Source organism: Streptomyces sp. NPDC030840, from assembly GCF_055572015.1.
On the sequence record NZ_JBVIEE010000009.1, the window covers coordinates 274797 to 294945 of the forward strand.

15 protein-coding genes and 1 pseudogene are annotated in these 20149 nt (G+C 71.8%); 12 read left to right on the forward strand and 4 right to left on the reverse strand.

Going from position 1 to position 20149, the window contains the following annotated elements:
* Positions 1–9: 9 nt before the first annotated feature.
* Complete coding sequence (locus ACZ49J_RS21680; protein WP_467450117.1) at positions 10–612, reverse strand: ALF repeat-containing protein; 603 nt, start codon at positions 610–612, stop codon at positions 10–12.
* 309 nt (positions 613–921) lie between these two features.
* Complete coding sequence (locus ACZ49J_RS21685) at positions 922–1581, reverse strand: RDD family protein (RefSeq protein ID WP_467450118.1); 660 nt, start codon at positions 1579–1581, stop codon at positions 922–924.
* A gap of 285 nt (positions 1582–1866) precedes the next feature.
* On the opposite strand from ACZ49J_RS21685, the gene ACZ49J_RS21690 reads away from it, so the two are divergent.
* From ACZ49J_RS21690 to ACZ49J_RS21745, 12 genes are all read left to right on the forward strand, one after another.
* Positions 1867–2721, forward strand: a complete 855-nt coding sequence (locus tag ACZ49J_RS21690) for a bifunctional methylenetetrahydrofolate dehydrogenase/methenyltetrahydrofolate cyclohydrolase (RefSeq protein WP_467450119.1) — start codon at positions 1867–1869, stop codon at positions 2719–2721.
* A complete protein-coding gene (locus tag ACZ49J_RS21695; protein WP_467450120.1) occupies positions 2711–3265 on the forward strand; it encodes a DUF3017 domain-containing protein in 555 nt (184 codons plus the stop codon). Before ACZ49J_RS21690 ends, ACZ49J_RS21695 begins: the two co-directional genes overlap by 11 nt.
* 665 nt (positions 3266–3930) lie before the next feature.
* Positions 3931–5184, forward strand: coding sequence for a helix-turn-helix domain-containing protein (locus tag ACZ49J_RS21700; RefSeq protein ID WP_467450121.1), 1254 nt, complete (start codon positions 3931–3933; stop codon positions 5182–5184).
* A 472-nt stretch (positions 5185–5656) separates the two neighbouring features.
* The gene (locus tag ACZ49J_RS21705; protein ID WP_467450123.1) at positions 5657–6646 is read left to right on the forward strand and encodes a malate dehydrogenase; all 990 of its coding nucleotides are present in this window, start codon (positions 5657–5659) and stop codon (positions 6644–6646) included.
* 265 nt (positions 6647–6911) lie between these two features.
* Positions 6912–8783 carry a hypothetical protein gene (locus tag ACZ49J_RS21710; protein ID WP_467450125.1) on the forward strand — a complete coding sequence of 624 codons (1872 nt, stop codon included), beginning with the start codon at positions 6912–6914 and terminating at the stop codon, positions 8781–8783.
* Entirely contained in the window at positions 8770–9123 is a 354-nt protein-coding gene (locus ACZ49J_RS21715) for a hypothetical protein (protein WP_467450127.1), read from the forward strand. The genes ACZ49J_RS21710 and ACZ49J_RS21715 overlap by 14 nt, the downstream gene beginning before the upstream one ends.
* 757 nt (positions 9124–9880) lie before the next feature.
* Complete coding sequence (locus tag ACZ49J_RS21720; protein ID WP_467450129.1) at positions 9881–10615, forward strand: hypothetical protein; 735 nt, start codon at positions 9881–9883, stop codon at positions 10613–10615.
* A gap of 212 nt (positions 10616–10827) precedes the next feature.
* A complete protein-coding gene (locus tag ACZ49J_RS21725) occupies positions 10828–12339 on the forward strand; it encodes an aldehyde dehydrogenase family protein (protein WP_467450131.1) in 1512 nt (503 codons plus the stop codon).
* A 182-nt stretch (positions 12340–12521) separates the two neighbouring features.
* Positions 12522–14096 carry a GMC family oxidoreductase gene (locus ACZ49J_RS21730; RefSeq protein ID WP_467450133.1) on the forward strand — a complete coding sequence of 525 codons (1575 nt, stop codon included), beginning with the start codon at positions 12522–12524 and terminating at the stop codon, positions 14094–14096.
* Positions 14096–15274 (forward strand): quaternary amine ABC transporter ATP-binding protein, encoded by a 1179-nt coding sequence (locus tag ACZ49J_RS21735; protein ID WP_467450136.1) that lies wholly within the window; start codon positions 14096–14098, stop codon positions 15272–15274. Before ACZ49J_RS21730 ends, ACZ49J_RS21735 begins: the two co-directional genes overlap by 1 nt.
* A complete protein-coding gene (locus ACZ49J_RS21740) occupies positions 15274–17238 on the forward strand; it encodes an ABC transporter permease (RefSeq protein WP_467450137.1) in 1965 nt (654 codons plus the stop codon). Before ACZ49J_RS21735 ends, ACZ49J_RS21740 begins: the two co-directional genes overlap by 1 nt.
* Before the next feature lies 1 nt (position 17239).
* Positions 17240–18196, forward strand: a complete 957-nt coding sequence (locus ACZ49J_RS21745; RefSeq protein WP_467450139.1) for an ABC transporter substrate-binding protein — start codon at positions 17240–17242, stop codon at positions 18194–18196.
* 12 nt (positions 18197–18208) lie between these two features.
* On the opposite strand, the pseudogene ACZ49J_RS21750 reads toward ACZ49J_RS21745, so the two are convergent.
* Positions 18209–18331 (reverse strand): annotated as a pseudogene (locus tag ACZ49J_RS21750) (isocitrate lyase/phosphoenolpyruvate mutase family protein); the annotation flags it as partial.
* Positions 18332–18336: 5 nt separating this feature from the next.
* Entirely contained in the window at positions 18337–20031 is a 1695-nt protein-coding gene (locus tag ACZ49J_RS21755; protein ID WP_467450140.1) for a TIGR04141 family sporadically distributed protein, read from the reverse strand.
* Between the last annotated feature and the right edge of the window lie 118 nt (positions 20032–20149).

Sequence of the window (20149 nt, forward strand, 5' to 3'; positions counted from 1 at the left end):
CCGGGCCGGCTAGCCGTCCACCTCGTACTGGCCGACCTCCAGGAAGTACCGCAACTCCTCAGGCGTGCCCTCGAGGGCCTCCCGCGCGGCCGCACGGAGCGCGGCGCTGCTGTTCGGGTTGCTGATGATGCGGACGATGGCGACGCGGTCGTCCTCGGCCTGGGCGAGGCGGTAGCCGGTCTCCAGGAAGGCGCGCAGGGCTTCGGGGGTGTTGGTGTCGAGGGCCTTGGTGGCTTCGCGGATGACGCCGCGGCCGGAGTCGGGGTCGCCGATGATGCGGACGATGGCGACGCGGTCGTCCTCGGCCTGGGCCAGCCGGTAGCCGGTGCTCAGGAAGTAGCGCATGTCCTCGACGGTGCCGTCGAGGGCCGCGTTGGCCTCTCTGATGACCCTTCGGCCCGAGTCGGGGTCGGCCAGGACGCGGGCGATGGCGATGCGGAGTTCCTCCTCCGGCATCTCGTCCACCGGCGTGGTGGGGTCGTCCGTCGCCGACGTCGCCCTCACGGTGCTGGACGACGGGGCCGTGTCGGCGGCGAGGGCCGGGGAGGCGAGCAGGAGCGCGGGTGCCATGGCGGCCGCCGCGGCGATCAGAACTCCACGGGCTAATCTCATGTGTGAACCTGCCTAGGAAAAGAGACTCCAGGAACTGAGGCATTTTCACACTCATCCGTGCCTCGGATCACACGAGTATTCGAAGAACGCGAGTTGGGACGCGAGTTCGGGCAGGCCGCCGTGGGCCGCAACAACGAGAGCCGCGCGGTCCGGCGCGAGCCGTCAGGACGACGCACCGGGGGCCGTGTCCCCCCTTGTGCGGGGAGAGCCACGGCCCCGGATGTGAAGTGCGAGAGGACATCGCTCGCCGTCTCGGTGTCAGCCGTTCACCCGCGCACTCGTGCACAGGTGCTCAGGGCTGTCCACCGCTCACGGCGTGCGGATCACGATGGACGAGCACACCTTGTCGGCGAACGTCTGCCGCTTGGCGTCCCACGCCGGCCACAGCCAGCCGATGTAGCACGCGATGCTGTCCAGGAAGTGGGCGAGACGGCGCACGAACGCCATACCGACGCCGAGCGGCTGGCCGTCGCTCTCCCGCACCAGGCGGATGCCGAGCGCCTTCTTGCCGAGGGTCTGGCCGGTACGGCCCTCCCGGATCAGCTGCCAGATCGCGACGGCGATGATGGCGAGGTAGCCGACGATCACCAGGGCCGTGGTCCTGTTGGCCGCACCGACGCCGATGAGGATGTAGGGGACCACGAACAGGAGCATGTCGACCAGGGTGCCGAGGAAGCGCTGGCCCCAGTTCGCGTACGGCGGCTGGGCCCCGTAGCCGGGCTGCTGCGGGTAGCCGTATCCCGGGGCCTGCGGGTAACCCGGCGCCTGTGCCTGCGGGTAGGCGGGCTGCTGAGGCTGCTGCGGGTAGCCGTAACCCTGCTGCGGCGGGACGCCCTGCGGAGCGCCTCCCTGCGGGTAGCCGTAACCGGGCTGCGGTGCCTGGGGGTAGCCGGGCTGCTGGCCCTGGGGGTACCCGGGCTGCTGGCCCTGCGGGGGACCATAGGGGTTGTTCGGGTCGCCGAAACTCATGGCGCTGTTTCCTCCGTTGGTGGGGACGATGCGCGGCACGTACGGAGGAAGGTTCATCCGATGCGGTCGTCCCCCCGGCACTGCCCGCGGCACTGCGCCGTTCATCGTTCTTTAGGCCCGGCTTATTTGTCCAGCGGCATTCACTATGTGTTGTGCAAGTGCAACATCATTGATCATGGCTGGGTACGGAGCGGCCCGGTACGCCGGTGGCGCCGGGGGTGCCCGCATGGGAACCGAGGAGCCCGGATTGGAACCAGGGGCAGGTCATCCGCGAGGATGGAGCCCATGACCGCCCAGATTCTCGATGGCAAGGCCACCGCAGCCGCGATCAAGTCCGACCTGACCGCCCGCGTGGCGGCCCTTAAGGAGAAGGGGGTCACGCCCGGGCTCGGCACGATCCTCGTCGGCGACGACCCCGGCAGCCAGAAGTACGTCGCCGGCAAGCACCGCGACTGCGCGCAGGTCGGGATCGCCTCCATCCAGCGCGAGCTGCCCGCGACCGCCACGCAGGAGGAGATCGAGGCGGTCGTGCGGGAGCTGAACGAGGACCCCGCGTGCACCGGCTACATCGTGCAGCTGCCGCTCCCCAAGGGCATCGACGAGAACCGGATCCTGGAGCTGATGGACCCGGACAAGGACGCCGACGGCCTGCACCCGATGAACCTGGGACGGCTGGTGCTGAACGAGCCCGCGCCGCTGCCCTGCACTCCGAACGGCGTCCTCACCCTGCTCCGCCGCTACGGCGTCGAGATCAAGGGTGCCGAGGTCGTGGTCGTCGGCCGGGGTGTGACCATCGGGCGCCCGATGCCGCTGCTGCTCACGCGGCGCAGCGAGAACGCGACGGTGACGCAGTGCCACACGGGCACGCGCGACCTGTCGGCGCACCTGAAGCGGGCCGACATCATCGTCGCCGCCGCCGGTTCGGCGCACCTGGTCCGGCCCGAGGACGTGAAGCCGGGTGCGGCCGTCCTGGACGTCGGCGTCTCCCGGTCCGCCGAGGGCAAGATCGTGGGCGACGTCCACCCGGGCGTCGCCGAGGTCGCCGGATGGATCTCGCCGAACCCGGGCGGTGTCGGTCCGATGACCCGCGCCCAGCTGCTGGTGAACGTGGTCGAGGCGGCGGAGCGCGGTGTCGGCTGAGGCGGCGAGCGAGCCGGAGGGCACGGTGCAGGACGGGACCCGCGAGGACGAGAACCCCGGGGGCGGGCCGGAGGACGGCGCCGGCTCCCCGGAGGACAGCGCGGAGCAGACCGTACGGGACGCCATCAGCGCGCCCGACGCCACCGGGGAGCCGAAGCGGGCCACTCGGCGCTTCCCCCTGTTCACCCGTGACACCGCGCGCCCCGAGGGCGGTGGCCGCGCCGCGCCCCGGGACGCCCCGGCACCGGCCCGGCAGTGGCCGATCCTCGCGGTGCTGTCCACCGTCGGGCTCGGACTGCTGCTGACCGCACTGGACGTGTTCCGCTACGGCACGATCCTCGTCGGTGCCGCCCTGCTCGTCGGCGCGGCCCTGCGCTGGGCCCTGCCCGACGTCGGCATGCTCGCGGTGCGCTCCCGGTTCACCGACATGGTCACGTACGGCGCTCTCGGAACCGCGATCGTCCTGCTCGCGATGATGGCCCAGCCGAACCCCTGGCTGGAGATCCCGTTCCTCGACGACACGCTCCACTTCACGATCAGGTGACGCGGGCCGGGGACCGGACCGGGGGACGGCGGCCCGTCCTCTCCCCCGAGTAAGGACGGACCGCCGCCGGGACCCACCGTCGGGCACGCTCAGGACGCTGTTCAACACCTGTCAGCCCGCTGCGGCACGGAGGTGACCATTCCGCCACGGCGTGTGCACCGCCGGCCGCGGGGAAGCCGGCTACGTGCGGGACTCTGGGCGGCTCCCGTTTTCGTACGTGTGTGCCCGTTGTGTCGATGTTTTGACAAGTTCGAGAATGACCCGCGAGAGCACTCAACACCAGGAATACCGTGGTCAATTGGGACGGTCCGGGACGTCTCGCGCACTCATCGGGGGTTCCGCGCGGCAGTCCGGGACGAGGGTGGGACGCTGGACCGCAGGCCAGCGGGTGTGCGACGGTGCGTGCCCCGGCCCGAATGCTCCCGTGCGCACCCCCGTTCCGGGAACTGGCATCCTGACCACGCACATCCCACAGGGTGCCCGGGAGCGGTGTAACGAAGGTAACGAGACGTAACGAGATGTCCGGAACCCTTCGGCATGCTCCCGGCACGGTCGAGAATGTGGTCGCGGTCTCGGACGCTCGTACTCGGCGAGGGCACCATGCGCGGGAGAAGCGGTACGGGGGGAAAGATCAGGCACGTTCGGGGGGAAAAGAGGGGGGAGCAATGCCTCGTTGGAGGGCCTTGCCCGAGGAACTCGATCCGCAGGTCAAGGAGTTCGCCGGCCAGCTGCGGCGGCTCGTCGACCGCAGCGGGCTGAGCATCGCCGCGGTGGCCGACCGCACGGGTTACAGCAAGACGTCCTGGGAGCGCTATCTGAACGGGCGGCTGCTCGCGCCCAAGGGCGCGATCGTCGCGCTGGCCGAGGTGACCGGGACCAATCCCGTGCACCTGACGACCATGTGGGAACTGGCCGAACGGGCGTGGAGCCGTTCGGAGATGCGCCACGACATGACCATGGAGGCCATCCGTATCTCCCAGGCGCGCGCCGCGCTCGGGGAGCTCGGAGAACTCGGGGCGACCGCGCCGCCCGCCAAGGGCAGGAGCGGCCAGGCAGGCCGCAGCGCGACCGCGACGCCGGGTGTGGCGGGCCCGGCGGGCGTGGCGCCCACGGTCCCGCCCGCGGTCTCGCCCTCGATCCCGTCCCAGCCGACGGCTCAGGGGCAGTCGTCCGCGGGCTCCTACGGTGCGGCAGTCGCGAGCGGAGCTTCACGGGGCGGCGGCTGGGGAGTCACCGCCTCGCCGTCGGATCCGTCCGGGCCGTCGCGCGGCGCCGGGGCGTCCGGCGGGCCGGGTGTACCGGGTGGGCCCGGTGTGTCCAGTGGGCCGGGTGTACCTGGTGGGCTCGGTGGTCCCGGTGAGTTCGGGCCGGCTCAGGCGCCGTGGGACGCCCGGCCGGGCGCGAACGGTGCGCCGGGTGGGGGAGGCGGAAAGCGGCGGCTGACCATGTTCCTCGCCGGTGTCGTCGGTGCGGGCGTCGTGGTCGCGGCGGCCGTCTTCTTCACGAACGGCGGCGACGGGGCGGTGGCCGAGGACAAGCCGTCCACGCCCGCGACGTCCGCCGGCTCCGATCCCGAACTGCCGCCCGGTGTGAAGTGCAGTGGTTCCGGTTGCACCGGCAAGGACGCGGAGGCCATGGGGTGCAGCGGCGAGCTGGTGAAGACCACCGACAGCGTCACCGTGGGCACGACCCAGGTCGAGGTCCGCTACAGCGAGACCTGTGACGCGGCGTGGGCGCGTATCACGGCCGCCGCGGAGGGGGACGAGGTGCGGGTGAGCGCCGGCAAGGTGAAGCACACCGCGACGGTCGGCACGGCCGGGGACACGACCGCGTACACACCGATGGTCGCCGTGAAGGACGCGGGGGACGCGACGGCGTGCGTGACCCTTGCGGCCGGGCAGGAGGGGTGCACGCGGTAGGGGCGGGGAACCCGCCGGGTGCGGGCGGGTGGGGGCTGGCCGCGCAGGCCCCCGGGCCCCTGGGAAGCCGTGAGCCCCACCCGCGGGCGTGAGCCGTGGCGCATGACACCCCCGTCACCCAAAGTAGTTGGCGGTCAAGGGGAATGCCCGCGTCCGAGCGGGGCAGGCGGACAGTACCCCCACGGGAGTCCGGCCGCCCGGGAGATCGACACCCTCCTCCCGGCCCGGCACCCCCACACGGCGGCCGCTTCGTCCACCTCTCCCGGACGGCGGCCGCCTTTTCAGGCTTCGGCGCTCTACTGTGGGACCCGGCGGACCCGTGTGGGGCGGGCCACACAGACCCGCCCGTCCGGGATCCCGGATGCGCGATAGCCTGACCGCTGATCTCTCTTGACGCCAAGAGATCGATCATTCGTACGTCCCACCCGGGGCAGGGACCGCCCCAACCGCCAGCTGTCATACGGAGAACGCCATGACCCGCACTCCCGTGAACGTCACCGTCACCGGCGCGGCCGGCCAGATCGGTTACGCCCTGCTCTTCCGCATCGCCTCCGGCCAGCTGCTCGGCGCGGACGTGCCGGTCAAGCTGCGCCTGCTGGAGATCACCCCGGCGCTGAAGGCCGCGGAGGGCACCGCCATGGAGCTCGACGACTGCGCCTTCCCGCTCCTTCAGGGCATCGACATCACGGACGACCCGAACGTCGCCTTCGACGGCGCGAACGTGGCCCTGCTCGTCGGCGCCCGCCCCCGTACCAAGGGCATGGAGCGCGGTGATCTCCTGGAGGCCAACGGCGGCATCTTCAAGCCCCAGGGCAAGGCCATCAACGACCACGCGGCGGACGACATCAAGGTCCTCGTCGTCGGCAACCCGGCCAACACCAACGCCCTGATCGCCCAGGCCGCCGCCCCGGACGTACCGGCCGAGCGCTTCACCGCGATGACCCGCCTGGACCACAACCGCGCGCTGACCCAGCTGTCGAAGAAGACCGGTGTCCCGGTCTCCGAGATCAAGAAGCTGACGATCTGGGGCAACCACTCCGCCACCCAGTACCCGGACATCTTCCACGCCACGGTCGCCGGCAAGAACGCCGCCGAGGTCGTGAACGACGAGAAGTGGCTCGCCGAGGACTTCATCCCGACCGTCGCCAAGCGCGGTGCCGCCATCATCGAGGCCCGCGGCGCCTCCTCGGCCGCCTCCGCCGCCAACGCCGCGATCGACCACATCTACACGTGGGTCAACGGCACCGCCGAGGGCGACTGGGCCTCCATGGGCATCCCGTCGGACGGTTCGTACGGTGTGGCCGAGGGCCTCATCTCCTCCTTCCCGGTCACCGTGAAGGACGGCACGTACGAGATCGTCCAGGGCCTGGAGATCAACGACTTCTCCCGCGCCCGCATCGACGCCTCCGTCAAGGAGCTGGAGGAGGAGCGCGAGGCGGTCCGCGCGCTCGGCCTCATCTGAGAACCCCCCTCGGAGGGATTCTTCGACGGAAGACCGTCACCACCTCGTACAGGCCCTGTCCCGGGTTCCGCCCGGGACAGGGCCTGTTGGCGTACGGCCTCGTGGGCCCCCACCGGTACCCGGACAAGTCGAGCCCGAAGGGCGCGTCTGTGCGGTGATCGTTCGGCCGTGCGAGACGGATTCCGCAGTTCCTTCGGTCCCCCTATGCTGATGGTTTCTCACTTGGCTTGACGCACAAGTCAGTTCACACATCGGGGGAGATGGTGTGAGTAGCGCCAGCGTGCCACCACAGCCACAGCCGGCAACCACGACATCACGAGCGACACCACCACCCGCGTCCGCGCCACCCGCGGCGCCACCGACACCGGCGGCCCCGCCGCCCAGCCCGCCCCACGCCAGCGAGGCCAGCCGCCTGCTGTGTGCCGGCACCTACCTCGACCCCGTCTTCCGGGACCGGGTCATCGAAGAGCTGGACCTGAACGAGCAGCGGCTCGTGGCGCCCTCACTCGGCTTCGACACGGCCCGCGTCCTCGCCCACGCCCTGCGGGCCCGGCGCCTGGAGCTGGCCTGGGCCGGGGCGATCGTGGGCCTGTGGGTGGTGGGTCTGCTGGTGACCAACTTCCTGCTCGCGGGCTATCTCGTGCCCAGCGTCCTGCTGGCGATGGGGACCGCGATCAGGGGCGATGACGACCGCCCGCCGCTCATGCGGCGCATGGCGGCGCTCGCGGCCCGCTGGCTGGGCCGGATCGTGTTCGGCCTGTTCCTGGTCGCCACGGTCGTCTTCGCGTTCGCCGGCTCCGACGACTCCTCGTCGGGCTACTCCTGCGAGTCGTACGACTCCTACGGCTCCTGCGACTCGTACTCCTACGACGACGACTCGGGCTTCTGGAACTTCCTCAAGGAACTCCTGCCCGCCCTGTCGCAGCTGTTCGGCGGTGACGCCACGGTCAAGGCGCTGCAGGCCTGGCTGGCGTTGATCCTCTTCGTCGCCGTCGCCCTGTGCACGGGCGCCCAGCGCAGCCAGTTCGCCCGGGCCCTGGGGGGCGAGCTGTCCCCCGAGCGGTTCCCGGACGCGGCCTCCGACCCGGCGGAGAGCACGGAGAGCCGGCGGTTCCAGCGGCTGAAGGAGCGCATCCGGCTGGAGCAGAGCGCACCGCTGATCATGTACCACGAGGCGCGCCCGTTCTGCGGGTCCGGCGCGGACTACGACACCTGGGTGCTCGCCGTCGAGCTGCGGCCCGACGAGATGAAGAAGGTCCGGCCGATGAGCAACCGGACGATCCTGGACGCCGTCCGGCCGTTGCTCGAAGGACTGCGGCTGCCCTCGGAGTACGCAGGACACGCCGTGCGCGACCGGCTGCGCTGGCTGGAGATCGACGAGTGCGTGTTCCTGCCCGCCGAGGGGCTCGGCCGGCGCGAGGAGGCCCCGTACAACCAGCAGGCGTTCGAGGAGCACCGGGCCCGCGCGGTGGAGGAGGGCGCCGAGAAGCGGCGGCACTTCCTGCGCGTCCGCGTGGGCGGCTGGGAGGAGGAGCTGGTCGTCACCGTCTACGTCCGGATCCACACCCAGGGCCGCATGCTGATGCTGGAGATCGCCCCGCACGTGCTGCAGCCGATCCGCGCGGACTTCAAGGACGCCGACCGCACGGCCCACCGGTTCCGCAGCAACAGCCCGTTCGGCAAGGCCACCTGGGCCGTCGGCCAGGTGCCCGGCTCGGCGATCCGCTCCCTGGTCACCCTGTTCAAGGGAGCGGCCTACGGCTGGCAGCTGCTCACCGGCGGCTACGGCAACGCGCTGCCCGACGGCCCCGCGCTGTCGGTCCGCGAGCTGGGCGCGGCGCGGTCCGGGTCGCTCTTCCAGCGGATGGACGTCGACCGCTACCTCCGGAGTGTGCAGGACCGCATCGCGAACGGGGTGCGCACGGCGCTGGCGGACCACGGTTACCAGACCGGCGAGTTCGTGCAGAAGGTGGTCAACATCAGCAGCGGTGGCGTGCACGTCGACTCCGTCGCGAACAGCACGTTCGCCGTCGGCTCCCACGCCCGCGCGTCCACCTCCTCCTCTCCTTCCTCCTCCACCTCACCGACCGGCGGCTCCACGCCGCAGCAGAAGGGACCCCGCGATGGCAACGGATGAGCCGACGGTCCGCATCGGCGACGTCTCGCACAGCACCTTCGCCATCGGCAGCCACGCGCACGCCGAGAGCCACCACGGCACGGGCGGCCCGCGCGACGCCGCCGCCGAGGAACTGCTGGAAGCGGTGCGCGAGCTGCGCGCCGACCTGACCCGGGTACGGGCGGACGAGCGGACGAGCGAGCTGGACGCCGCGCTGGCCGACACCGAGGACGAGATCACCCGTACCGGCACGGTCGGCGCGGGCAGACTGCAGCGGCTGCGGCAGCTGCTCACGGACTCCGAGGCCCTGGTGAGCCTGATCGCCTCGGCCGGGGCCGTGGCCGGACTGCTGGGCATGTGAGGAGGGCGCGATGAGCGGGGGACAGCGGTACTGGAACGAGGAGACCCAGCGCTGGGAGGACGGCACCCAGGAAACGGCCCACGCCACCTCACCACCGCCGGGCCGACCGGACCACGAACCGACGGTGGTCGGCGCGCGGGACGGCGACGAGGGGGTCCTGCCCCCACCGGCGTCCGGACCGGCGGGGGCTCCGCCGACGCCGGCGTCCGGGCCGCCGGGGGTCGCACCGGACGCCGGGGCGTCGGGGGCCTCTCCGGTTTCCGGGGCGGAGGGATCCTCTCCGGCTTCTGGTTGGCCGGGGAGTCAGTCGGGCTCCGGGTGGCCGGGGGCCGCACCGGACGCCGGGGCGTCGGGATCCCTTCCGGTTTCCGGGGCGGCGGGAGCCCCTCCGGCTTCTGGGTCGGCGGGAGCCCCCCCGGCTTCTGGTTGGCCGGGGAGTCAGCCGGGCTCCGGGTGGCCGGGGGTCGCACCGGACGCCGGGGCGTCGGGATCCCTTCCGGTTTCCGGGGCGGCGGGAGCCCCTCCGGCTTCTGGGTCGGCGGGATCCTCTCCGGCTTCTGGTTGGCCGGGGAGTCAGCCGGGCTCCGGGTGGCCGGGGGCCCCGTCGGGGTCCGGGGCGGCGGGAGCTTCACCGGCCGCCGGGCGCTCAGGGACCCCGTTGCCTTCCGAACCGGCCGGAACCCCGCCCCCTCCCTGGGCCTCTCAGCCGACCCCCGCGTCCTCCCCCTGGCCGCCCGCCGGCCCGCCCTCGGCGCCGGTGGCAGGCCGGTTCGGGCGGCGGCTGTGGGCGGGGGTGGTGGCCGGGGCCGCCGTGGTCGGGATCACCGCGGGCCTCGTGCTGACGCAGGTGGGCGGGGACGAGGGCGACGGCGGCGGGCGGGACCAGAACGCGTCCGAGTCCGTGACCCCTTCGGACCCGCCGGACACGTCCGCGTCGGACACGTCCACGTCGGAGACGCCCACCGGGGAAACCCCGGAGGAGACGTCCTCGCCGTCCCTGACCGCGGCCCAACTCCCCTCGGACTACGACTCGTTCGACGACCCGCAGGGGTTCAGGGCAGCCGTGCCCGACGGCTGGGAGCGGGACACCGTGCCGTCCGAGTACGGCATGGACGTCGTCAACTTCCGCAGCCCGGACCGTGAGCAGCGCATCCAGGTGTTCGAGGTGGCCGAGGCGACCCCGCAGGAGTCGTTCGACCTGTTCCTGTCGCCCGACACCCCGAAGTCCGACAGTTTCCGGCAGCTCGGCCGTGAGGACCTGAGCGACGGCGAGTTCGTGGGGGAGCGGCTGGAGTACCTTGTCGACTCGATCCGGGGCGAGCCCGACGTCGGCACCTGGCATGTCGTCGACACCCGGTTCGCGGCCTCGGACGGCACCCTCTACGCGGTGGCCGTGTACGGCCGTGACGACGACGGCCGCAGTGACGAGACCGACATGGCCGACACGGTGGTGGGCTGGTTCTGCCCGCCGGGCGGCACCTGCGCCGGCTGATCCCGACGGTTCACGGTCGCGCACGGTGTCGCGACCGTGCCGTCGCACACCCTTCCGATTCGCGACCTTTTTCCGCATGTTCAGTGACGCGGCGCACTTTCGGCCACGGATCGTGCATGCATTCCAGGGGCGGGGGCAGGCGCTCACGGCCCCCGAGAGTCACAGTGCTGTGACACAGGGGCACCGACCTGGAACGGAAGGCAACACCGAACATGGCAGGACAGCAGGCTCAGCGCACCATCCATATCGGCGGAGAGTGGCTGGAAGCCGTCTCGGGCGCCACGCGCGAGATCCTCGACCCGGCGGACGCCAAGCCGTTCGCCGTGGTCGCGGAGGGCGACGAGCGGGACACGGACGCCGCCGTCGCCGCCGCCCGGCGTGCTTTCGACGAGGGCACGTGGGCCCGTACGCCCGTGACCGAGCGGGCCGCCCTGCTCCGCCGTGTCGCCGATCTGCTCATGCGCGACCGCGAATCCCTCGGGCGGCTGGAGAGCCGTGACGCCGGCAAGACCGTGGAGGAGGGGCGCGTCGACATCGACTGTGTCGCGGACGCCTTCCGGTACTTCGCGGACCTCGTCGCCGGCGAGGGCGGCGGCCGGGTCGTGGACGCCGGGGACGACGACATCCACAGCGTGGTCGTGCACGAGCCCGTCGGCGTCTGCGCGCTGATCACGCCCTGGAACTACCCGCTCCTCCAGGCCAGCTGGAAGATCGCGCCCGCGCTCGCCGCCGGGAACACCTTCGTCGTCAAGCCGAGCGAGATCACGCCGCTCACCACCGTCGCGCTCGTCCAGCTGCTCGCCGAGGCCGGACTGCCCGCCGGGGTTGCCAACATCGTGACGGGGCCGGGCCACTCGGTCGGGGCGCGGCTCGCCGAGCATCCGGACGTCGACCTCGTGTCGTTCACGGGTGGACTCGTCAGCGGCACCAAGGTCGCGCAGGCCGCCGCCGTCAGCGTCAAGAAGGTCGCCCTGGAGCTGGGCGGGAAGAACCCGAACGTCGTCTTCGCGGACGCCTGCGAGACGGAGGAGGGCTTCGACACCGCCGTCGACCAGGCCCTCAACGCCGCCTTCATCCACAGCGGCCAGGTCTGCTCGGCCGGCGGGCGGCTGATCATCGAGGAGTCCGTGCGCGAGCGGTTCGTGGCCGAACTGGTCCGCCGCGCGGAGCGCATCCGGCTTGGGCGCGGCACCGAGGACGGCGTCGAGTGCGGGCCGCTCGTCTCCGAGCAGCAGCGCGAGAAGATCGAGGCGTACGTCGCCTCCGCGCTCGCCGAGGGCGCGGTGCTGCGGACGGGCGGCAGGCGGCCCGAGCCGAGCGACATCAGGCCCGCCACCGGGTACTTCTACGAGCCGACCGTCCTCGACCGCTGCCACCGCGAGATGCGGGTCGTGCGCGAGGAGGTCTTCGGCCCGGTCCTGACGGTCGAGACCTTCCGCACGGAGGACGAGGCCGTCGCACTCGCGAACGACACCGAGTACGGGCTCGCGGGTGCCGTCTGGACCGCCGACGCCGGGCGGGCACGGCGCGTGGCCGGGCGGCTGCGCCACGGCACCGTCTGGATCAACGACTTCCACCCCTACCTCCCGCAGGCCGAGTGGGGCGGGTTCGGCAAGAGCGGCGTGGGGCGCGAGCTGGGGCCCAGCGGCCTCGCCGAGTACCGCGAGACCAAGCACGTCTACCAGAACCTGGCGCCCAAGCCGGTGCGGTGGTTCGCGGGCTGAACGACGCCCCGGACGGCGCCGGGAGCGCCTGAACCCTGGGGTCCGGGGGCGCCTGAACCCCAGGGGCCGCCCAGGCCCCGCCGCCCTCCCGAGACCGACGAGAGCGACCACACCGACCAGCCGATCAGCCGACCAGACCGACCCCCCCCGGTCCGATCACCTCCCCTTCCTGGAGCACCCCCATGCACCACGACACGCGTACCCACACGCACGACACGCATCCCCACACATACGACTACGTCGTCATCGGCGGCGGCACCGCGGGCTCCGTCATCGCCTCCCGCCTCACCGAGAACCCCGACGTGACGGTTGCCGTCATCGAGGGCGGCCCGAGTGACGTGGGCCGCGACGACGTGCTCACCCTGCGCCGCTGGATGGGCCTGCTCGGCGGCGACCTGGACTACGACTACCCGACAACCGAGCAGCCACGCGGCAACTCCCACATCCGGCACAGCCGCGCCCGCGTCCTCGGCGGCTGTTCCAGCCACAACACACTGATCGCGTTCAAGCCGCTGCCCTCCGACTGGGACGAGTGGGAGGCGTCGGGCGCCAAGGGCTGGGGCGCCGTGCCGATGGAGGCGTACTACGCGCGGCTGAAGAACAACATCGTCCCGGTCGACGAGAAGGACCGCAACGCCATCGCCCGCGACTTCGTGGACGCCGCCCAGAAGGCCCTGGGCGTGCCCCGCGTCGAGGGCTTCAACAAGAAGCCCTTCAACGACGGCGTGGGCTTCTTCGACCTCGCCTACCACCCCGAGAACAACAAACGCTCCAGCGCGTCCGTCGCGTATCTGCACCCGGTCATGGACGAGCGGGCCAACCTGACCATCTTCCTGGAGACCTGGGCCCACAAGCTGGAGCTGGACGGGACGCGCGCCGAGGGCGTGCACGTGCGCACCAAGGACGGCGAGGAGATCCTCGTTCGGGCCCGGCGTGAGGTGCTGCTGTGCGCCGGTGCCGTCGACTCGCCCCGGCTGCTGCTCCACTCCGGCATCGGGCCGCGCGCCGACCTGGAGGCGCTGGGCATCCCCGTCGCCCTCGACCTGCCCGGCGTCGGCGAGAACCTGCTCGACCACCCGGAGTCGGTGATCGTGTGGGAGACGAACGGGCCGATCCCGGAGAACTCCGCGATGGACAGCGACGCCGGCCTGTTCGTGCGCCGCGACCCCTCCCACGCGGGCCCCGATCTGATGTTCCACTTCTACCAGGTGCCGTTCACGGACAACCCGGAGCGGCTCGGGTACGAACGGCCCGCGCACGGCGTCTCGATGACCCCCAACATCCCCAAACCGAAGAGCCGCGGCCGGCTGTACCTGACCAGCGCCGACCCGGCCGTCAAGCCCGCCCTCGACTTCCGGTACTTCACCGACGACGAGGACTACGACGGCCGCACCCTCGTCGACGGCATCCGCATCGCCCGCGAGATAGCGAAGACCGAGCCGCTGGCCGGCTGGCTGGGGCGCGAGGTGTGTCCCGGGCCCGACGTCACCGGCGACGAGGAGCTCAGCGAGTACGCCCGGAAGGTCGCGCACACCGTGTACCACCCGGCGGGCACGTGCCGCATGGGCGCACCGGACGATCCGCTCGCCGTCGTCGACCCGGAGCTCAGGATCCGCGGGCTCGACGGCATCCGCGTCGCCGACGCGTCCGTCTTCCCGACGATGACCGCCGTGAACCCGATGATCGGGGTGCTGATGGTCGGGGAGAAGTGCGCCGACCTGGTCGGCGCCACCACCACGATCGGAGATGCCGCCTGATGAGCACCGTCACCACTCCCACCGCCACGGACGCCGCCGTCGACGATCCCGTCTTCTCGGTCGAGAACCTGTGGAAGGTCTTCGGTCCCAAGGCCGACCGCGTACCCGCCGACCCCGAGCTCACCGCGCTCCCGCCCGCCGAGCTGCGCTCCCGCACCGGCTGCACGGCAGCCGTCCGGGACGTCAGCTTCGACGTGCGCAAGGGCGAGGTCTTCGTCGTCATGGGGCTGTCCGGCTCCGGCAAGTCCACCCTGGTGCGCTGCCTCACCCGGCTGATCGAGCCGACGTCCGGCCGGATCGCCATCGACGGCGAGGACGTCCTCGGCATGGACAAGGCCCGGCTGCGCGAACTGCGCCGCCACCGCGCGTCGATGGTCTTCCAGCACTTCGGTCTGCTGCCGCACCGCTCCGTGCTCGACAACGTGGCGTACGGCCTGGAGGTCCAGGGCGTCGGCAGGGCCGAGCGCCGCGCCCGCGCCCGCGAGGTCGTCGAGAAGGTCGGCCTGGAGGGCATGGAACAGCGCAGGCCCGGCCAGCTCTCCGGCGGCCAGCAGCAGCGCGTAGGGCTCGCCCGGGCGCTCGCCGTCGACCCGGAGGTGCTGCTGTTCGACGAGCCGTTCAGCGCGCTGGACCCGCTGATCCGGCGCGACATGCAGGAGGAGGTCGTGCGGCTGCACCGCGAGGAGGGCCGCACGATGGTCTTCATCACGCACGACCTGAACGAGGCGCTCAAGCTGGGCGACCGCATCGCCCTCATGCGCGACGGCCAGGTCGTGCAGCTCGGCACCCCCGAGGAGATCGTCGGTTCGCCCGCCGACGACTACGTCCGGGACTTCGTGCGCGAGGTGCCCCGCCAGCAGGTCATGACCGTCCGCACCGCGATGCGGCCGCCCGCGTCCTCCGAGGAGGCGGGGCAGGGCCCGGCGGTCGCGCCCGACGTGACCGTCTCGGAGGCCATCGAGGCGGTGGCCCGCACCGGCACGCCCGCGCGCGTCGTGGACGACGGCCGCTGCCTCGGCGTGGTCGACTCCGAAGCGCTCCTCGGGGTGGTCGCGGGCACGACCGGGGGCGCCGGCCCGAAGCCGGCGCCCGCCGTCCCCGCCCAGGCCTCCCGCGGCAGGGCCGGGGGCAAGGCCACAGCCGAGGCCAAAGCCGAGGCCGGCGAGGAGGTGGTGTGATGGCCACCGTCACCGCACCCACCGTCCGCACCGGTCTCCCCGGCCTCCTCAAGCACCGCGCCCTCGCCAAGCTCCTCCTGATCGCGCTGGCGGCGGCCGTCCTCGTGCCCGTCGTCAACGCCCGCTGGGCGAGCGGCAGCTGGCCCGACGCGCTGACCGTCGACCTGTCCGAACCGCTCGGCAGGGCCAGCGACTGGGTCATCGACAACCGCGACAGCCACCCGCTGTTCCTGTACTTCTTCGGACACATCAGCAACGCCGTCGTGCTCTCCGTGCGCGCCGTCTACCTCCTGCTCCTCGCGGCCGGCTGGGCGGGCGTCACCGCGGGAGCCGCGCTGATCGCGTGGCGTGTGGCGGGCCTGAGGCTGGCCCTCGGCACGGGCCTCGCGTTCCTCGCCTGCGGGCTCCTCGGCATGTGGGTGCCCACCATGCAGACGCTGGCGCTCATGGTGGTCGCCGTCCTCGCGTCGGTCTTCCTCGGCGCGCTGCTGGGCCTCGCGGCCGGGCTGTCGGACCGTACGTACCGCGCGCTGCGGCCCGTCCTGGACACCATGCAGGTGCTCCCGGCGTTCGCGTACCTGCTGCCGGTCGTGCTGGTGTTCGGCATCGGCGTGCCCGCGGCCGTGCTCGCCACCGTCGTGTACGCGGCACCGCCCATGGCCCGTCTCACCGCGCTCGGGCTGCGCGGCGCCGACCAGGGCGTGCTGGAGGCCGTCGAGTCCCTGGGCACCACCGCGCGGCAGCGCCTGCTGACCGCCCGGCTGCCGCTGGCCCGCAAGGAGCTGCTCCTCGGCCTCAACCAGACGATCATGATGGCGCTGTCCATGGCCGTCATCGCGTCCGTCATCGGGGCGGGCGGCCTCGGTGACCGCGTCTACCAGGCGCTCGCCTCGGTCGACGTCGGCGCCGCGCTGGCCGCCGGCATCCCGATCGTGCTGCTCGCCGTCGTCCTCGACCGGGTCACCGGCGCGGCGGGCGACGGGCTCGGCGGCGACGGCCCGGAGACCTCCGGCCGCCGGCGCGCCCTGCAGTGGGGCGGCGCAGCCGTCCTCACCGTGGCCGTCGCGGTCGCCGCGCGTCTCGCAGGCCGCCTCGACTGGCCCGAGTCGTGGGTCGTGAACATCGCCGAGCCCGTGAACCGGGCCGTCGACTGGATGACCGCCCACCTCTACTCGGGCGTCCCGTACATCGGCGGCACCGCCGACTGGGCCGGCCACTTCACCACCTGGGTCCTCGACCCGATCCGCTCCGGCCTGCAGGGACTGCCCTGGTGGTCGGTGCTGCTCATCGTGGCCACCCTCGCCTGGCTGATCGGCACCTGGCAGACCGCGCTCACGGCCGTCCTCGCGATGGCCGGGATCGGTGTGCTCGGCGTGTGGGAGCCGTCCCTCGACACGCTGTCACAGGTGCTGGCCGCCGTCGCGGTCACCCTCGTCCTCGGCTTCGCCACCGGCATCGCGGCCGCCCGCAGCGACCGGGTGGAGCGGCTGCTGCGCCCGGTCCTGGACGTGTTCCAGACGATGCCGCAGTTCGTGTACCTGATCCCGGTCGTGGCCCTGTTCGGTGTGGGCCGCGCGCCCGCCGTCGCCGCCGCCGTGGTCTACGCGCTGCCCGCCGTCGTCCGCATCACCACGCAGGGGCTGCGTCAAGTCGACCCGGCCGCGCTGGAGTCGGCCCGCTCGCTCGGCGCGAGCAGCGGACAGCAGCTCCGCCAGGTCCAGCTCCCGCTCGCCTGCCCGGCGCTGCTGCTCGCCGTCAACCAGGGCGTCGTCCTCGTCCTCGCCGTCGTCATCATCGGCGGCCTGGTCGGCGGCGGCGCGCTCGGCTACGACGTCGTCTTCGGCCTCGCCCAGGGCGACCTGGCGACCGGTCTGGTGGCCGGCGTCGCGATCGTCTGCCTCGGCCTCGTCCTGGACCGGGTCACGCAGCCGACGGAACGCCGCCGCGTCGGAAAGGGAGCCTGACATGCGACTTCGTACGACGTCCGCCGTGGCCGCCGCCTGTTCCCTGCTGGTCCTCACCGGCTGCGGCGCCGCCGACATGACCAAGCAGGCCTCGCCCTTCGCGAACGCCCAGGGCTCCAAGACGGTGACCCTGTCCGTGCAGTCCTGGGTGGGCGCCCAGGCGAACGTGGCCGTCGCCCAGTACCTGCTCGAACACGAACTGGGCTACCGCGTCGACACCGTCCAGGTCGACGAGGTCCCCGCGTGGGACGCGCTCAGCCAGGGCCGCGTCGACGCGATCCTGGAGGACTGGGGCCACCCCGAGCAGGAGCAGCTGTACGTCAAGGACAAGAAGACGATCGCCCGCGGCGGCGGACTCGGCGTCACCGGGCACATCGGCTGGTTCGTGCCGACGTACTTCGCCAAGAAGCACCCCGACGTCACGAACTGGAAGAACCTCAACAAGTACGCCGACCAGCTGCGCACCGCCGAGAGCGGCAGCAAGGGCCAGCTCCTGGACGGCTCCCCGTCCTACGTCACCAACGACAAGGCGCTGGTGAAGAACCTCGACCTGGACTACCAGGTGGTGTTCGCCGGTTCGGAGGCCGCGCAGATCACCCAGATCCGGCAGTTCGCCAAGGAGAAGAAGCCCTTCCTGACCTACTGGTACGCCCCCCAGTGGCTCTTCAAGAAGGTGCCCATGACAGAGGTGAAGCTCCCGCCGTACAAGGAGGGCTGCGACGCCGACCCGGACAAGGTGGCGTGCGCCTACCCGCACACGCCCCTGCAGAAGTACCTGAACGCCGACTTCGCCCGGTCCGGCGGCAGGGCGGCGGCCCTGCTGAAGAACTTCAAGTGGACCACCGAGGACCAGAACGAGGTGTCCCTGATGATCGCCGACCAGAAGCTCACGCCGGAGGAGGCGGCGAAGAAGTGGGTGGACAGCCACGAGTCCACGTGGAGGAAGTGGCTGCCCTGAGCCCTCAGTGCCCTACTGCTTCAGGTGGTCGGCCATCCCGCGCAGCGCCAGCGCCGCCCAGCGCTGCAGTCCCGGCCCGAACGTGACGCGAGTGGCCCCGAGTTCACCGAGTTCGGTGGGCGAGGGGCCCTTGCCCACCGCTACGCGGCCAGGCGGCGGATGCCCGCCCGGCTCGCGGGCACCGTCGTGGCCTGGATCCCGATGACCTCGACAGCGACGCCCCAGGCCTCCAGCATCTTGGCCGTCTGCACGAGGGTGACCTGGGAGAACGGGAACAGCGTGTCGGCGGTGAGGTCGGTTCCGCTCTTCAGCAGGATCGCGAACACGACCTTCGACGGCCGGAACCCCTCCGGCAAGGCCTGGCCGGGCCGGGCGGCGGCCACCTTCCGTGCGAACCCGTCCATGGCCTCCGGCGAGTGCAGCAGGGTCTGAACGGCGACCACGGCCTGACCGAACAGATGGCTCAGCGCGTCGGAGCCCTTGGCCCGCTTCACCATGACCAGGACATCGTCCGGGCTCAGCAGGTCGCAGATCTCCACGCCGTTGCCCCGGTGCAGCGTGGTCCGGACGTTGTCACGGTCGAAGCAGAGGTACCCGGGCCGCAGGTGGGGTACCGAATCGTTGTAGTCCCGCTCCTTGTCCCCGAGCACCCAGGCCGGAAGGTCGACCGAGGGCGTGTCGGTGATGAGCCGCTCCACCTGCGAACGGATCGTCTCCAGGTACGCCTCACCGATCTCGTACCACTGCCCGTCCAGCAGGAAGAACCGGCGGGCACCGAGCGCCACCTCCGCCTCGATCCACCGCAGCACGCTCGACGTCCGGATGACGTCACCCTTCTCCGCCCGGGTGTGCGCGTAGAGGGTGACGGTGCCGTCCCGGAGCGCGGCGAAGCGCGTTCCCGGCCTCTGTACGCGGGCCCGGTTGAGGATGTACTCCAGGCTGAAGTCGTCGGTGAGGCGCGCCTCCGGACTGTGCACCCTGGTGCCGAATGCCTGGGCAGCGCCGTAGTCGTCCCAGTGATCGGACGGGACGGCGACCGCGATACGTCCGTCCGGTACCTCGCCCAGCATGTCGTCGAGCCGCTCCTCCAGCCGCGTGACGAGGTCGGTGTCCTTGACCGGGACGACGTGCTCGACGAACTCGAGTTCCGGAGTCGGGGCCTCGTCCCGAAGGACACGGGCGATGGCCCGGATGTCCGCGACCAGGTCCGCGGCGTCGATACCGAGGCGCATCCGCAGCCCGGTACCGCCCTCGACGCTGGAGATCTTCGTACGGTCGTCCTGAGCGATCGTCAGCTCGATGCCGTCCAGCCGACCGCCCAGCCGCCGCACGATCTGCGCGTGCTCCTGGATACCCAGGCTCCAGACCGGAGCGCCGCCGGGCACGAGGGTGATGTCGGTCCGGCCGCCGCCCGGCGTATGGGAGACCATGTCCCGGATCTGGGCGGGGTCCACCCTGCGGATCACGAAACTCAGCCCGAACCGCCGGTCCTTCACCCGGTCGGGCACCAGGCGGAAGCCCTGGTCGTAGCCGATGGCGTACACCTCGCCGTCGACCGCGAGCATCAGCAGCCCGGCCGACCGGTTCACCGGCCGTGACACCTCGCACCCGGTCGTGCGATTGATCTCGCCGCACCAGCTCGCGACCGGCTGCTCGAAGCTGCCGGTGACCAGCAGCGCCGGAACGCCCAACCGCTCCTCCGGCAAGTGCACTTCCGCGTCAACGGCTTCGAGTCGAGCCGGGTCGAGGACGTCGAACATCGCGTCGACCGTGGGAGCGACACCCGTGAGCCGGTACAGGGTGCGCTTGGACGTGCCGGAAGTGCTGGTGGCCATGGTGCCGCTCCATTCGAATCGACGTGTTGAGGGCAGGGGGAAGCCCGGGAGTCCCGGGGAAGCCGGGAAGCCGAGTGAAAGCACAACCAGTAGAGCGTCAACTGAAAGCACTGTCAAA

Excerpts from the sequence above, each read along its gene's own strand:
- ACZ49J_RS21725 (WP_467450131.1), top strand. The coding sequence starts at position 10,828 with ATGGCAGGACAGCAGGCTCAGCGCACCATCCATATCGGCGGAGAGTGG.
- ACZ49J_RS21680 (WP_467450117.1), bottom strand. The coding sequence starts at position 612 with ATGAGATTAGCCCGTGGAGTTCTGATCGCCGCGGCGGCCGCCATGGCA.
- ACZ49J_RS21740 (WP_467450137.1), top strand. The coding sequence starts at position 15,274 with ATGGCCACCGTCACCGCACCCACCGTCCGCACCGGTCTCCCCGGCCTC.
- ACZ49J_RS21685 (WP_467450118.1), bottom strand. The coding sequence starts at position 1,581 with ATGAGTTTCGGCGACCCGAACAACCCCTATGGTCCCCCGCAGGGCCAG.
- ACZ49J_RS21690 (WP_467450119.1), top strand. The coding sequence starts at position 1,867 with ATGACCGCCCAGATTCTCGATGGCAAGGCCACCGCAGCCGCGATCAAG.
- ACZ49J_RS21730 (WP_467450133.1), top strand. The coding sequence starts at position 12,522 with ATGCACCACGACACGCGTACCCACACGCACGACACGCATCCCCACACA.
- ACZ49J_RS21735 (WP_467450136.1), top strand. The coding sequence starts at position 14,096 with ATGAGCACCGTCACCACTCCCACCGCCACGGACGCCGCCGTCGACGAT.
- ACZ49J_RS21715 (WP_467450127.1), top strand. The coding sequence starts at position 8,770 with ATGGCAACGGATGAGCCGACGGTCCGCATCGGCGACGTCTCGCACAGC.
- ACZ49J_RS21745 (WP_467450139.1), top strand. The coding sequence starts at position 17,240 with ATGCGACTTCGTACGACGTCCGCCGTGGCCGCCGCCTGTTCCCTGCTG.
- ACZ49J_RS21705 (WP_467450123.1), top strand. The coding sequence starts at position 5,657 with ATGACCCGCACTCCCGTGAACGTCACCGTCACCGGCGCGGCCGGCCAG.
- ACZ49J_RS21755 (WP_467450140.1), bottom strand. The coding sequence starts at position 20,031 with ATGGCCACCAGCACTTCCGGCACGTCCAAGCGCACCCTGTACCGGCTC.
- ACZ49J_RS21700 (WP_467450121.1), top strand. The coding sequence starts at position 3,931 with ATGCCTCGTTGGAGGGCCTTGCCCGAGGAACTCGATCCGCAGGTCAAG.